This window comes from Pseudovibrio sp. Tun.PSC04-5.I4, assembly GCF_900104145.1.
Taxonomy (GTDB): domain Bacteria; phylum Pseudomonadota; class Alphaproteobacteria; order Rhizobiales; family Stappiaceae; genus Pseudovibrio.
In genome coordinates this window covers 47,782-62,115 of sequence record NZ_FNLB01000008.1, presented here as the reverse complement: position 1 = coordinate 62,115, position 14,334 = coordinate 47,782, and the positions used below count along the sequence as shown (strand labels likewise).

Below are 14,334 nucleotides of genomic sequence, written 5' to 3'. Positions count from 1 at the left end.
AATGGCATATACTGATAGAAAGATTAGTCATTTCTATAACTTATCACATCTACAACTAGGGCTACTATACCACTCAGTTGACAAACAAACATCAAAGACATACTCAATATTAACATTAGCACAATTTAGTGGTTTTTTTGACCGCGATAGTTTTGAAGCGTCTTGGCGTTATATTATTGAGCGCCATGAAGCTTTACGAGCTTGTTTTATATGGAAAGAAGTTGAAGAGCCTGTTCAAGTCATTTTACAAGAAGTGGCACTTCCGATTGACTGGCACGACTGGCGTCATTTGTCAAAATCCGAGCAAGATAAACGATTTTTTGAATTGGTTGATGAGGACAGGTCCCGGGGGTTGGATCCAGCTAGCGCACCACTGTTGCGGTTAACCCTTGTCCAAATGGATGATGAAGAGTATCGCGTAATTCTTACTATGCATCACCTTATCGTAGACGGGTGGTCATTACCCATCGTCTTTCGCGAGTTTATTGAATGTTATCGCGCTTTTTCATCCGGGCAAGAGCCGAGATTGGAACCGGTACGTCCATATGAAGACTATATTACTTGGTTAAATCAGCAGGATCAACAAGCCTCTGAAGCTTATTGGAGGTCTGCGCTAAGTGGTCTATTAGAGCCAACAAGATTAGGAGTGGGGAACTCAGCCAAACCAACAGATCAAAGTGTTCGACAGGTTATACATTCTCATAGATTGACGAGAACATTAACGCAAGCCTTGCAGGACTTTGCGCGACGAAATCGAGTGACGTTGAATACAGTGTTTCAAGCAGCTTGGGCTTTGCTTTTGAGCCGGCACAGCGAGACCAACGATATTGTTTTTGGAGCTACGACGTCTGGTCGGCCTCCAGAATTACGTGGGGTCGAAGACATCGTTGGAATGTTCATCAATACACTACCTGTGCGCGTTCGTATAAATCCCGACTGTGCTCTTGTTGACTGGCTTCACCAGTTGCAGATTGAGCAAACTGAGCGATTGGAGCACCAATATAGCCCGCTTGTTGATATCCATAACTGGAGTGATATTCCACAATCAAGTCCGCTGTTTGAAGTTCTGTACGTTTTCGAAAATTTTCCTACAGGTTCGAAAACAAAAAACACGACCACAAAATTAGAGAAGACAGTTTCTATAGAAAATATTCACAGTATATCCCATTCAAACTATCCTCTTTGTTTACGAGTTACGCCGCAACGAAAAGCTTTACTTGATATTCTTTTTGACCCTAAATATATTCCCTCGTCGGTTGCTGAGCGTTTGGTTGTCCATCTGGAGCGTCTTTTGGCGGCGATGGCCTCCGCAGATCCAGAGCAGAAGATCTCCACGCTCTCACTGCTTGATGAGGCAGAACGTCATCAGGTTTTAGAAGAGTGGAATGCAACGGCAGCAGATTATCCGCAAGACCGTTGCTTGCATGAGCTTATTGCTGAACAGGTTGCCCGACAGCCAGATGCAGTTGCAGTGGAGTTTGAGGGGCAGTGTTTAAGTTATGGTGAGTTAGAGGCTCGTGCCAATCAGCTTGCCCATCATTTGCGTACTCTTGGAGTTGGCCCAGAAGTTATTGTTGGCTTGTGCGTTGACCGGTCAGCTGAGATGGTTGTGAGTTTGCTGGCCATCCTCAAGGCTGGAGGTGCCTACCTTCCGCTTGATCCTGCCTATCCGCCTGACCGGTTAGCGTTTATGCTGCAGGATGCGGGGGCCTCTCTTGTTGTATGTGATGATGCTCATTCAGGATTGGTCAGTGATCATCCGTTGGTGTGTTTGCAGGCCGATGCGGAGATCATTCGCCAATATCCTCAAAGCTCACCGGATGTGACGGTGGATGCTGAAAACCTTGCCTATGTGATTTACACGTCCGGCTCAACCGGACGCCCGAAAGGAGTCATGATCCGTCATAGCAGTGCATGTAATTTGGTGACGGCGCTGATTGACGCGTTTGCCATTACAGCTGATTCTCGGGTTTTACAGTTCGCCAGCTTGAGTTTTGATGCCTCCGTGTGGGAAATTTTCTGCACAATAAAGGCTGGTGCGCGGTTGATAGTCCCACCTCCACGCACCCATTTGGTAGGCTCTGCATTGGCGGATCAGATAACTGAAAAATCGGTTACTAACATTTTGCTACCACCATCTATACTGGTGACACTAGAGACTAAGCCAACTAATGGGTTAAAAAACATAGTGGTCGCGGGTGAAGCTTCACTTCCATCTTTATTGAAGCCATGGTGTGATGGACGGAGGCTAGTGAATGGGTATGGACCAACAGAAGCAACCGTAATTTCCAGTTGGTATTTGGTAAATGCAACGGAACAAACATCTGTTCCGATCGGTCATCCGATCTGGAACACTCAGCTTTACGTTCTTGATGGAGGGCTTGAGCCTGTGCCTGTTGGGGTATCAGGCGAGCTTTACATTGGCGGAGTTGGCTTAGCTCGTGGTTATTTAGGGCGGCCGGATTTGACCGCGGAACGTTTTGTTCCAGATCCGTTTGGTTCGGCCGGAGGCCGGTTATACCGCACCGGAGACCGGGTTTGCCGGCGTGCTGATGGTGCACTTGAGTTCTTAGGTCGCTACGACCATCAGGTGAAGCTGCGGGGTTACCGGATCGAGACCGGTGAGATTGAAGCGGCTCTAACATCGCATCCATCCGTTGGTCAGGCAGCTGTGTTGCTACGTGCAGATGGCCCCGGAGAAGGGCGGCTGGTTGCTTATGTGGTCGGAGATGCAAGCGCAGGTGATTTACGCGCGCATCTTCAGCAGACCTTGCCTGATTACATGGTTCCAGCGGCATTTGTTACTTTGTCAGCTCTGCCCTTAACCCCGAACGGAAAGCTTGACCGCAAAGCGCTGCCAGAACCTGATGACAGCGGATTGGTGCGTAAGGCTTATATTGCTCCGCGTACACCAGTTGAAGAGATGCTTACCAGCATCTGGGCAGAAGTTCTGGGCGTGACACAGGTCGGCGTTGAGGACAACTTCTTCGACTTGGGGGGGCATTCCCTTCTAGCCATGCAGGTTATGGCGCGTGTGGGACAGGCTTTTGCTGTAGAGATACCGTTGAAGGTATTGTTCGAGGCACCATGCGTTAAAGATCTGGCGGTAGCTGTATTGAAAACAGACAAGAAAAATACTACAGAACTTAGAAAAAATGACATAAAATACTTATTTTTTACTCCTCCAACAGCGAATAATTTTTGTTATGAGAGTATGATTGATAATCTGTCTCCAAAATCTACACTTGTTGTTAATTGTAAAAAAATTGAGAAACACGTTACATCAATTGATGAAGCAGTTAACTTCTATATAAGTAACATGCCAAAAACTAACCTAAAAAAAATATCTGCTGTTGCAGGTTGGTCTGCTGGAGGAGTATTCGCTCTTGCCGCTGCACAGAAATTAAAAGCAATCACAGGTAAACGCGTCACAACTTTTATGATTGATACACATACCTGCGAAAGTCTTCCTGTAGAGAATCGAAATAAGGAGGCATTTTGGAAGTTGTTTGTAACGCAAGTTGGCTTTTCTGGGTCAGACGGGCGTCAAGTAGTGTCAAAAAGCTTTATGTCAATGAATGAAAACGACCGGTTATTAAAATTAGCTGAGCTAGCGGTTCCAACAAGTGTAGATCATAAAAATATTTTACACGAACTAAGTAAGCAATTAATAGAATTTCGCAACTGGCTGCCACTCATATCATCCCATAAATTTGATAATAAAATTGATACAGATCTTATTTATATTTTAGCGAGTGAAACAAAAACAAACCAATATCGAGCTTCCAGATGGGCAAACGTAATATCTGGAAGTACTACCATTGTTAGTGTTCCAGAAACCCATTTTTCAATAATTGAGAAAGCAGGATCTCAACGCATTGCCGAAATAGTTAATTTTTACTCACATTCTATAGTATAGAAAAAGAGAATGCAGGGGTTCACGTGAATAAGTTGCGAAATATATTAAAAATATCTAAAAAATTATGGCAAAAATCAGAGTTGAAACTGAAGCTACGATTCGCTTCTACCATAATAGTAATCTGCTTTGCATCAATATTAACTTCTTTAACGCCCGTGTTTTTTAAAGAAATTATTGATACACTTCAAGACTTTGAAAGTGACCCAGCTTGGTTCTTAGTTACTATTTATATTATGATCATTGCAACAGCTCGACTACTTGGAGAAGCTAGATGGGCAATATATGGGCGCGTCGAGCAGTCTCTTCAAGCTACATTGTACATTATTTTATTTAAGCATTTAGTCAATTTAACGATGCGTTTTCATACGGACCATCGAACGGGTAGTATTCAACAAGTCGCCTCAAATGGATTAATGGGATATAGAACATTTTTATTTAACGTCATATTTGTTGTTATTCCTTTAGCATTGGAGTTAATAGTTGTATTTGGAGTAATACTGACCCTGTATGACTTTACGTATCTAAGTATAATATTTTCTATGGTTGCAGTTTACATTACAATAGTCGTAATAGGGGCTGAGCGTCTAAATCAAACACAACGAGCGGCTTCGAATTCATTTATTGAAGTGAACGGCAGAGCTTATGATTATCTGTCTAATGTTGCAGTCATAAAATGTTTTAATGCGGAAAAAATAGCCTCTGAGAAAATTTCAATATCATTGAAACTTGCAGTGGAAAGTTGGTCAAGCTGGTATAGAAAACGATCTCTTACGGCATCTCTGTCTGCAATGACAATTTTGGCAGGCATATCAATTATTATTTTCATTTCAATACAAGATTTTACTTCAGACAAATTAAGTATTGGTGATTTTGTTCTAATTAATACCGTGATTTTTCAGTTATTACGCCCGCTTGAAGGATTAAGCTTGTCATATCGAGACATTTGCAGAGCGTTAATATATATTGAAGGTGTATCGGACTTGTTCTCTGAAAAAATTGAAGCAAATAAAAACAGGAGTGAAGCGCGCAGCGAAATAACACGTGGGGAGGTAGTGTTCCGAAATGTACGATTTGGCTATGAAGGTGGCAAAGACGTAGTCCAAGGTCTCAATTTTCAGATCTCAGCGGGCAAAATATTAGGGATTGTTGGTCCAAGTGGCTCAGGCAAGTCCACGATTGCAAGATTGCTGTTACGTCTATATGAAACAGTTGATGGTAGGATTGATATTGATGGTAAACCCGCAGATGCAATATCTCATGAAAACATACGAGACGCTATTGCTATCGTAAGTCAAGAGACGACATTGTTTAATGATACTATTGGTTTCAATATTGGGATGGGTAGATTAAGCTATAGTCAAGAAGATATTGAAGAGGCAGCTAAAGCTGCTGAGTTGCATGATTTCGTTTTGTCATTACCTAATGGTTACGACACTATTGTGGGGCAACAAGGCCTAAAGTTATCGGGGGGAGAGCGCCAAAGAGTTGCAATTGCACGAGCATTAATTAGAAAGCCAAAATTATTTATATTTGATGAAGCGACATCCTCACTGGATTCTATTACCGAGCAGCAGATCCAGAAAAATATTTTGAAAATATCGCGTAATATTACAACATTGATTATCGCCCATAGGCTATCCACTGTTTGTCACGCGGACGAGTTACTAGTCATGGATAAAGGATCTATTATAGAACGTGGAACACACAATGCGTTGATACTCCAATCTGGAGTTTATGCTAAGTTATGGCGATACCAAGACAAAGCAAAACTGATTGTGAGTTGATGATTAGTAAGCGTCCGCTCAGGACCGCCTTACTTGTTTGTTTTCGATAGAGTATTTTCCTCCTGAGTTTTATGGAGGATGGCGTTGTCAGAGGTGGTCCCGTTTGTTTGGACAGTTTAGGACGGTTTATAAGTGGATCTGCTCCGATTACGCCGCAGCTTGAGTTATGCCTTGCGGGTGGTTGCAGTAAGCCTGATCCGGGGTATTCCAGTCAAGCGATGAATGTGGGCGTTTCTGATTATAAAAGTAAGCGGTGTTTAGACCACACCTTGACTTTCTTGTTCCTCAAAATTCCAGGGCAGGAGTTCGTTGATCTTGCTTTGTTTGTGGCCTTGGGCGATTTTTGTGAGTGTGGTTGCAAGGTAGGTGTGTGGGTTGATAGCACCCAGTTTGCAAGTTTCAATAAGAGAAGCGATCATGGCCCAGTTTTCCGCTCCAGCATCATGACCGGCAAATAATGCATTCTTGCGGTTTAGAGTTATTGGCCTGATTGTGCGCTCAACAGAATTGTTGTCCAGCTCTATGCGCCCATCGTCAAGGAAGCGGATTAGTCCATTCCAGTATTTGGCAATATAACTGAGGGCTTCTCCAAGAGGTGATTTTCTGGAGACCTTGGCCCTGTGGTTGTTCAACCACTCTTCAAAGGATTCGATTAACGCTCTGCTGTGTTTCTGACGCGCGACCAGACGTAACCGTCCGCTCAAGACCGCCTTACTTGATTGCGTTTGATTGAGTATTTTCTTCTTCAGTTTTTGCTGAGGAGGCAAGTCATTGTTGGATGGATCGAAGCCACGGCGGTCGTGGACACGGGTAGAAAAGGCGGCAATCACCGCGCAAGTTGGGGTTGATGGAGCAACGCTGTTCGATGTTGCGCAGAGCCATGATGTCAGCCGGTGCTTGCTGAAGCGATGGATGGCTAAGTACGGCGACAGCAACACAAGTGAAAACACGAAGGCTCCCCTTTTTGTGCCTGTTGTTGTTACTGATCCAGAACCGTCAGGACTGTAAGCGTCCGCTCAGGACCGCCTTACGGGTTTGTTTCTGATAGGGTATTTACCTCCTGAGTTTTGTAACCGTCCGCTCAGTACCGCCTTACTTGGGTAACCGTCCGCTCAGTACCGCCTTACTTGGGTAACCGTCCGCTCAGGACCGCCTTACTTGGTTGCGTTTGATTGAGTATTTTCTTCTTCAGTTTTAGTTGAGGAGGCAAGTCATTGTTGGATGAATCGAGGCCACGGCGGTCGTGGACACGGGTAGAAAAGGCGGCAATCACTGCGCAAGTTGGGGTTGATGGAGCAACGCTGTTTGATGTTGCGCAGAGCCATGGTGTCGGCCGGTACTTGCTGAAGCGATGGATGGCTCAGTACTGCGACAGCAACACAAGTGAAAACACGAAGGCTCCCATTTTTGTGCCTGTTGTTGTTACTGATCCTGAGCCTTCAGGACCCACCGTTATTGAGGTTGGGCTCGGGAACGGTCGCAGCCTGAGGGTTTCCAGTGACTTAAGTGATGCGCAGGTTCGCCGGTTTATTGGGCTGGTGGAAGCGACATGATCGGGCCGGGAACAGGTGTGCGGGTTTATCTTGCGTGCGGTGTGACGGATATGCGCAAGGGCATTGCGGGTCTGGCCGCTTTGGCGGAGACGGAATTACGCCAGCGCCCTGCAAATGGCGCCGTGTTTGCGTTTCGCGGTCGGCGCGGCGATCGGATCAAGTTGCTTTACTGGGATGGTCAGGGATTTTGCCTTTACTACAAGGTGCTGGAAAAGGGTCGGTTCCCGTGGCCTTCACCAGTCGATGGCTCAGCCCGACTTACCTCAGCACAGCTGGCCATGCTGTGGGAAGGGATGGACTGGAGACGCCCCAGTTGGGGAGCTCCGCCCGTTCGAATGGGGTGAATATCTTGGGTTTTGAATGAGGTATTACTTTGATATTGGAGATATATGAGGTAAAATATCCATATGAACCAGTCTCTTAACTCCCTTCCTGATGATCCAGTTTTACTCAAGGCCATGGTGCTGGCGTTGCAGGGAAAGGTTGAGAGTTTACAAGCCAATGAGCAGGCCCATCTGGTTCTGATCACATGGTTCAAACAAGCTTTGGCCAAGTTGCGCAGGCAACGCTTTGGCGCATCTTCAGAAAAGATCGACCGCGAGATTGCCCAGCTTGAACTGGCGCTGGAAAACCTGGAGACTGCCCACCCATGCCAGGAGCCGGAAGATGAGCAGTTGCCCGTGCCGGAACTGGCCACCTCCACACTTGAAGAGCCCCCCAAACCGACCCGCGGCAAACCTCGGGTGCGTAGCGATGTGGAACGCGAGCGGGTCACTCTGCAGTCACCCAAAGCGTGCCCCGAGTGTGGCGGCGAGCTGCGGCTCATCGGGGAGGATGTGTCTGAGCTGGTGGAGTTCATCACCGCAAAGCTAAAGGTGATTGAAACAGCGCGGCCCAAGACGTCCTGCCGGGTGTGCGAGAAAATCGTGCAAGCTCCAGCACCAACCCGGCCCATTGAAAAATCCAGTGCCGGAGCCAGCTTACTGGCGCATATTCTGGTCTCCAAGTTCGATGATCATTTGCCGCTATACCGTCAGAACGAAATCCTTGCCCGGCATGGCATTGATATTCCCCGCTCTACTCTGTCGGACTGGTGCGGGCTTGCCATGAAAACGCTGGCTCCGCTGAGCGAACTGCTTAAAGCTGAGGTGATGCTCTCAGATCGCTTGCATACCGATGACACACCCATTGATGTCCTGGGTCGCCAGTTCAAGGCGGCGAGCGGTTCCGGCAAAGCTTCGAGGCAGGGCCGGATCTGGACCTATGTGCGCGATGATCGCCCCTTCGCAGGAGAGGCCCCGCCTATTGCTGCCTATTGGTTCTCCGCAAATCGCAAGGCTGACAACCCGCGATGCCACCTCAAAGAGTTTTCCGGCATTCTGCAGGCCGATGCCTATGCCGGCTACAAGCAACTTTATGACAGCGGGGACATTAAAGAAGCCGCCTGCTGGGCGCATTGGCGCCGCGACTTCCATGATATCTTCACCGCCACCAAATCAGAACTGGCCAGATACGCACTGGAGCAGATCGGTAAGCTTTATGACATTGAACGTCAGATCAGCGGAAAACCACCAGACCTGCGGCATGAAGTGAGGCAGAAGCACAGTAAACCCATCGCTCAGGCCTTCAAGGCCTGGTGCGAGGCTCAGCTTACCCGCATCTCAGGCAAATCACCGCTGGCCAAAGCCATCCGTTATGGCCTCTCCCGTTGGCACGCCTTCACCTTGTTCCTCGACGAGGGTCGCGTCGCGATCGACAACAATGCGGCTGAGCGCGCAGTCAGACCTATTGCATTGGGCCGTAAAAACTTCTTATTTGCCGGATCAATGGCCGGCGGAGAAACTCTGGCGGACGCCATGACGTTGATTGAAACCGCCAAACTCAATGGTCTCAACCCGCAGGACTATCTCACAGATGTCCTTGCCCGCATCAACGATCACATGATCAACCGCCTCCACGAGTTCCTGCCATGGAACTGGAAGCCGGACGCAAAATCACAGCGTCAAGCCCAAATCATGGCGCCTTGAGCGGACGGTTACTTACTTGGTTGCATTTGATTGAGTATTTTCTTCTTCAGTTTTAGTTGAGGAGGCAAGTCATTGTTGGATGAATCGAGGCCACGGCGGTCGTGGACACGGGTAGAAAAGGCGGCAATCACTGCGCAAGTTGGGGTTGATGGAGCAACGCTGTTTGATGTTGCGCAGAGCCATGGTGTCGGCCGGTACTTGCTGATGTCAGTGCTGGATGTATTCTCCCCATTTGTGCTGCTTGAAAATTTCCCACTTTCGCAGCTTTGACTTTTGATTGAAGGGGCATGCCCCTTCAATCAAAAGCTGGCCAAACTCTCCCTCACGTTCCGGTTGGAAAAAGGGGTGCGGAGGGGTGGTCAATCGTAACCGTCCGCTCAAGGCGCCATGATTTGGGCTTGACGCTGTGATTTTGCGTCCGGCTTCCAGTTCCATGGCAGGAGCTCGTGGAGGCGGTTGATCATGTGATCGTTGATGCGGGCAAGGACATCTGTGAGATAGTCCTGCGGGTTGAGACCATTGAGTTTGGCGGTTTCAATCAACGTCATGGCGTCCGCCAGAGTTTCTCCGCCGGCCATTGATCCGGCAAATAAGAAGTTTTTACGGCCCAATGCAATAGGTCTGACTGCGCGCTCAGCCGCATTGTTGTCGATCGCGACGCGACCCTCGTCGAGGAACAAGGTGAAGGCGTGCCAACGGGAGAGGCCATAACGGATGGCTTTGGCCAGCGGTGATTTGCCTGAGATGCGGGTAAGCTGAGCCTCGCACCAGGCCTTGAAGGCCTGAGCGATGGGTTTACTGTGCTTCTGCCTCACTTCATGCCGCAGGTCTGGTGGTTTTCCGCTGATCTGACGTTCAATGTCATAAAGCTTACCGATCTGCTCCAGTGCGTATCTGGCCAGTTCTGATTTGGTGGCGGTGAAGATATCATGGAAGTCGCGGCGCCAATGCGCCCAGCAGGCGGCTTCTTTAATGTCCCCGCTGTCATAAAGTTGCTTGTAGCCGGCATAGGCATCGGCCTGCAGAATGCCGGAAAACTCTTTGAGGTGGCATCGCGGGTTGTCAGCCTTGCGATTTGCGGAGAACCAATAGGCAGCAATAGGCGGGGCCTCTCCTGCGAAGGGGCGATCATCGCGCACATAGGTCCAGATCCGGCCCTGCCTCGAAGCTTTGCCGGAACCGCTCGCCGCCTTGAACTGGCGACCCAGGACATCAATGGGTGTGTCATCGGTATGCAAGCGATCTGAGAGCATCACCTCAGCTTTAAGCAGTTCGCTCAGCGGAGCCAGCGTTTTCATGGCAAGCCCGCACCAGTCCGACAGAGTAGAGCGGGGAATATCAATGCCATGCCGGGCAAGGATTTCGTTCTGACGGTATAGCGGCAAATGATCATCGAACTTGGAGACCAGAATATGCGCCAGTAAGCTGGCTCCGGCACTGGATTTTTCAATGGGCCGGGTTGGTGCTGGAGCTTGCACGATTTTCTCGCACACCCGGCAGGACGTCTTGGGCCGCGCTGTTTCAATCACCTTTAGCTTTGCGGTGATGAACTCCACCAGCTCAGACACATCCTCCCCGATGAGCCGCAGCTCGCCGCCACACTCGGGGCACGCTTTGGGTGACTGCAGAGTGACCCGCTCGCGTTCCACATCGCTACGCACCCGAGGTTTGCCGCGGGTCGGTTTGGGGGGCTCTTCAAGTGTGGAGGTGGCCAGTTCCGGCACGGGCAACTGCTCATCTTCCGGCTCCTGGCATGGGTGGGCAGTCTCCAGGTTTTCCAGCGCCAGTTCAAGCTGGGCAATCTCGCGGTCGATCTTTTCTGAAGATGCGCCAAAGCGTTGCCTGCGCAACTTGGCCAAAGCTTGTTTGAACCATGTGATCAGAACCAGATGGGCCTGCTCATTGGCTTGTAAACTCTCAACCTTTCCCTGCAACGCCAGCACCATGGCCTTGAGTAAAACTGGATCATCAGGAAGGGAGTTAAGAGACTGGTTCATATGGGTATTTTACCTCATATATCTCCAATATCAAAGTAATACCTCATTCAAAACCCAAGATATTCACCCCATTCGAACGGGCGGAGCTCCCCAACTGGGGCGTCTCCAGTCCATCCCTTCCCACAGCATGGCCAGCTGTGCTGAGGTAAGTCGGGCTGAGCCATCGACTGGTGAAGGCCACGGGAACCGACCCTTTTGTAGGGTAAGAGACGTCAGCCACAGCTGACGTTTCTCCCCTCCGAACCGTACGTGCGGCTTTCACCGCATACGGCTCTCCATTCAAGCTTGGCTAGAAAGCCAGCACGAGACCACGATAGTGCGTTTCGTAGAAAGGAGCCTCGTTCTTTTCCCGAAGATAAGGATTTGAACGTGGTGTCTTCCAGCGGAATTGCCCGCGCTGATGATTGGTTAGCCGGTACAAGATGCTTGAAACGCGTACTCCTTCTTTCGTCATCGAGTGCACCATCCATGTCTTGGCTTTTAAGCCATACGGCCGCGCGAACCACTTTCGCATCAGACGAGAGATGCGCGAGCGATACTTGCGCCCCAGCCAATGTGCCATTTTCCAGAACACGACGGTATCGACGTGCTGGAAGACCTTGGATGTGTAATCGGTGAACTGATAGAAGTTTGCCCAACCCATGAGTTGGCGGTTTAGCCGCTTAATCATGTCGGTATGGGGCGTATTGTGGTCGCCGCTAAGAGCCTTAACCAGTCGATGTTTGAAACCGCTGGTTTTCTCTCGGGGAATGGTCGTTACTGGCCGCATCACGCCACGGGGACCGCGTTTGCGAATGATCCGGTGACCGAGAAAGACAAACCCATCATTAACATGAGTGACATGGGTTTTCTCCATGTTTAACGTCAATGCCAGATCGCCTTCCAGGAATGCTCGGCATTCCTCGCGTACCGCGAGCGCCTGTGCCTTCGTGCCTTTGACGATGACAACAAAGTCATCGGCATAACGGCAATAGGACACTGCCGGTCTGCGACAGCGGTTCTCACGAACCGCCACAGGGCTGGCTTTTCTGACGCTCTCATTCCAACCACGACGTTTGTTGCGCGCTGCTTTTCCAAGGAATTTCTCATCCATCCAACGATCAAACTCATTGAGCATAATGTTGGACAGAAGCGGAGAAAGAACCCCGCCTTGAGGAACGCCCTTGCTGGCGGCGCAGAAGAGGCCTTTATCGATGTGACCTGCCTTCAAAAGCCTCCAGAGCAGTGCGATAAACCGTTTGTCCCGGATGCGCTTGCGCACACACGAGAGCAGCTTGCGGTGATGGACAGTATCAAAGTAGCTTGCTAGATCACCTTCGATCACCCAGCGACCCTTTGTGTTCCTGCCATCCGTTGTCTGCATCAAAACGGCCCGGATCGCGTGGTGCACGCTACGCTGTGGCCTGAAACCATATGAGTAAGGACTGAAGTCGCTTTCCCAAATCGGCTCCATCACCATCAGCATGGCGCGCTGTACTATGCGATCCGTCAGTGTCGGTATTCCCAACGGTCTCAGCTTTCCGTTCCCTTTCGGGATGTAGACGCGTCGTGTTGGAGCGGGCGCATAGGTCCCATCCAGCAGAGATCGCCCCAACGTCGCAAGGAGTTCCTCCTCATTTTGTCGGAAACGATCTCGGTCCACGCCATCTACGCCCGGGGTCTTTGCGCCGCTCGACGCCAAGGCAACCCGGGCAGCCTCAGTCAGCCAAGTCCGATCGGCAATTAAGCGTAAGAGGCGATCAAATCTTCTGGTTCGCTCGTCCTGCGCCCATTTCGCAAGCTTGTGTTGCATGTCGCTGATTATCAAAGGTCTTCACCTCGTTGTGGTCAGTTAATGTGCAGCCCTAAGCAGCTTGAACTGTTCCCCTTCGCCATGTGACAGGCTTTCCCTATCTCGGACTACTACGGGAACTCCGCCAGCGTGGCCGTCATCGGGGTGAACTCCCTTGCGAGTATTAAATATACCAACCTCATTCGGCACACGCCTTCCCTCGTTCCTATGTTGGACTTAAAGCGTATTGGTTAGGCTGCCGGCCGTAGTCTTTTCCCTTGCGTCCCGCAAGTCGGCATCGGCCATCGCCAACAAACTGCATAAGTTGACGACACCCTCGAAAGCGTTTCTGGAGTACGCTGTCGGTTTGCGCGCTTCCGGTCATGAAATCCATGGCGCGACCGATGTTCCGCCTGTTAAGCCATGTAGGCGGAGGCTACAATTCAGCCCCTCAGATACGGTTTAGCCGGTTCGTGTTCCTCAACCTTCCAATACTCAGCCTGAAGATGGGTCTTGACTTAATGGCTTCGTCGCACATCTCTTTATCCCACGGGCTACGTCACCTTGCCAGTTCACGACAAATCACCGCCGCTTCGGCTCTCGCCCTTTCGCAGTAAAGGACGGTCTGTTAAAGGAAACCCCTCCTTTCACTAGAATTCCAAACATAAGCGCCCCGGTCGAAACCAGGTTCGAGGCGCACCCAGCACCTTGTAGTAAAGGCAAAATCCCTGACCATCCCAGTAAAGCAACTTGATCCGATCGCCGCGCCGACCGCGAAACGCAAACACGGCGCCATTTGCAGGGCGCTGGCGTAATTCCGTCTCCGCCAAAGCGGCCAGACCCGCAATGCCCTTGCGCATATCCGTCACACCGCACGCAAGATAAACCCGCACACCTGTTCCCGGCCCGATCATGTCGCTTCCACCAGCCCAATAAACCGGCGAACCTGCGCATCACTTAAGTCACTGGAAACCCTCAGGCTGCGACCGTTCCCGAGCCCAACCTCAATAACGGTGGGTCCTGAAGGCTCAGGATCAGTAACAACAACAGGCACAAAAATGGGAGCCTTCGTGTTTTCACTTGTGTTGCTGTCGCAGTACTGAGCCATCCATCGCTTCAGCAAGTACCGGCCGACACCATGGCTCTGCGCAACATCAAACAGCGTTGCTCCATCAACCCCAACTTGCGCAGTGATTGCCGCCTTTTCTACCCGTGTCCACGACCGCCGTGGCCTCGATTCATCCAACAATGACTTGCCTCCTCAACTAAAACTGAAGAAGAAA

At 49.9% G+C, this 14,334-nt stretch carries 13 protein-coding genes; 7 read left to right on the top strand and 6 right to left on the bottom strand.

Annotated elements, in window-relative coordinates; all coding sequences use genetic code 11:
• Position 1 precedes the first annotated feature (1 nt).
• Both BLS62_RS27990 and BLS62_RS27985 read left to right on the top strand, forming a co-directional pair.
• Positions 2-3,919 (top strand): non-ribosomal peptide synthetase, encoded by a 3,918-nt coding sequence (locus BLS62_RS27990; RefSeq protein ID WP_093190197.1) that lies wholly within the window; start codon positions 2-4, stop codon positions 3,917-3,919.
• Positions 3,920-3,942: 23 nt separating this feature from the next.
• Positions 3,943-5,703, top strand: coding sequence for an ATP-binding cassette domain-containing protein (locus BLS62_RS27985; RefSeq protein ID WP_093190195.1), 1,761 nt, complete (start codon positions 3,943-3,945; stop codon positions 5,701-5,703).
• Positions 5,704-5,960: 257 nt separating this feature from the next.
• Here BLS62_RS27985 and BLS62_RS27980 read toward each other — a convergent pair whose 3' ends face one another.
• Positions 5,961-6,533: an IS66 family transposase gene (locus BLS62_RS27980; protein WP_280141891.1), complete on the bottom strand. Its 573-nt coding sequence runs from the start codon at positions 6,531-6,533 to the stop codon at positions 5,961-5,963.
• On the opposite strand from BLS62_RS27980, the gene BLS62_RS27975 reads away from it, so the two are divergent.
• The 5 genes from BLS62_RS27975 to BLS62_RS27955 all read left to right on the top strand — a co-directional run bounded on the left by BLS62_RS27975 (position 6,475) and on the right by BLS62_RS27955 (position 9,553).
• Positions 6,475-6,711, top strand: coding sequence for a transposase (locus BLS62_RS27975; protein ID WP_093190193.1), 237 nt, complete (start codon positions 6,475-6,477; stop codon positions 6,709-6,711). The genes BLS62_RS27980 and BLS62_RS27975 overlap by 59 nt on opposite strands.
• A gap of 206 nt (positions 6,712-6,917) precedes the next feature.
• Positions 6,918-7,256, top strand: coding sequence for a transposase (locus tag BLS62_RS27970; RefSeq protein ID WP_093178124.1), 339 nt, complete (start codon positions 6,918-6,920; stop codon positions 7,254-7,256).
• Positions 7,253-7,600, top strand: coding sequence for an IS66 family insertion sequence element accessory protein TnpB (gene tnpB / locus BLS62_RS27965; RefSeq protein ID WP_093190191.1), 348 nt, complete (start codon positions 7,253-7,255; stop codon positions 7,598-7,600). Before BLS62_RS27970 ends, tnpB (BLS62_RS27965) begins: the two co-directional genes overlap by 4 nt.
• Positions 7,601-7,663: 63 nt before the next feature.
• Positions 7,664-9,283 carry an IS66 family transposase gene (locus BLS62_RS27960; RefSeq protein ID WP_093180813.1) on the top strand — a complete coding sequence of 540 codons (1,620 nt, stop codon included), beginning with the start codon at positions 7,664-7,666 and terminating at the stop codon, positions 9,281-9,283.
• Positions 9,284-9,355: 72 nt separating this feature from the next.
• Positions 9,356-9,553, top strand: a complete 198-nt coding sequence (locus BLS62_RS27955) for a hypothetical protein (protein ID WP_093190189.1) — start codon at positions 9,356-9,358, stop codon at positions 9,551-9,553.
• A 107-nt stretch (positions 9,554-9,660) separates the two neighbouring features.
• Here BLS62_RS27955 and BLS62_RS27950 read toward each other — a convergent pair whose 3' ends face one another.
• From BLS62_RS27950 to BLS62_RS27930, 5 genes are all read right to left on the bottom strand, one after another.
• The gene (locus tag BLS62_RS27950; protein WP_093178121.1) at positions 9,661-11,280 is read right to left on the bottom strand and encodes an IS66 family transposase; all 1,620 of its coding nucleotides are present in this window, start codon (positions 11,278-11,280) and stop codon (positions 9,661-9,663) included.
• 63 nt (positions 11,281-11,343) lie between these two features.
• Positions 11,344-11,502 (bottom strand): IS66 family insertion sequence element accessory protein TnpB, encoded by a 159-nt coding sequence (tnpB, locus tag BLS62_RS27945; RefSeq protein ID WP_143521606.1) that lies wholly within the window; start codon positions 11,500-11,502, stop codon positions 11,344-11,346.
• A gap of 67 nt (positions 11,503-11,569) precedes the next feature.
• Complete coding sequence (gene ltrA / locus BLS62_RS27940) at positions 11,570-13,087, bottom strand: group II intron reverse transcriptase/maturase (protein WP_348271852.1); 1,518 nt, start codon at positions 13,085-13,087, stop codon at positions 11,570-11,572.
• Positions 13,088-13,701: 614 nt separating this feature from the next.
• Positions 13,702-13,965, bottom strand: coding sequence for an IS66 family insertion sequence element accessory protein TnpB (gene tnpB / locus BLS62_RS27935; RefSeq protein ID WP_093175362.1), 264 nt, complete (start codon positions 13,963-13,965; stop codon positions 13,702-13,704).
• Positions 13,962-14,300, bottom strand: coding sequence for a transposase (locus BLS62_RS27930; protein ID WP_093178124.1), 339 nt, complete (start codon positions 14,298-14,300; stop codon positions 13,962-13,964). Before BLS62_RS27930 ends, tnpB (BLS62_RS27935) begins: the two co-directional genes overlap by 4 nt.
• Positions 14,301-14,334: the final 34 nt, after the last annotated feature.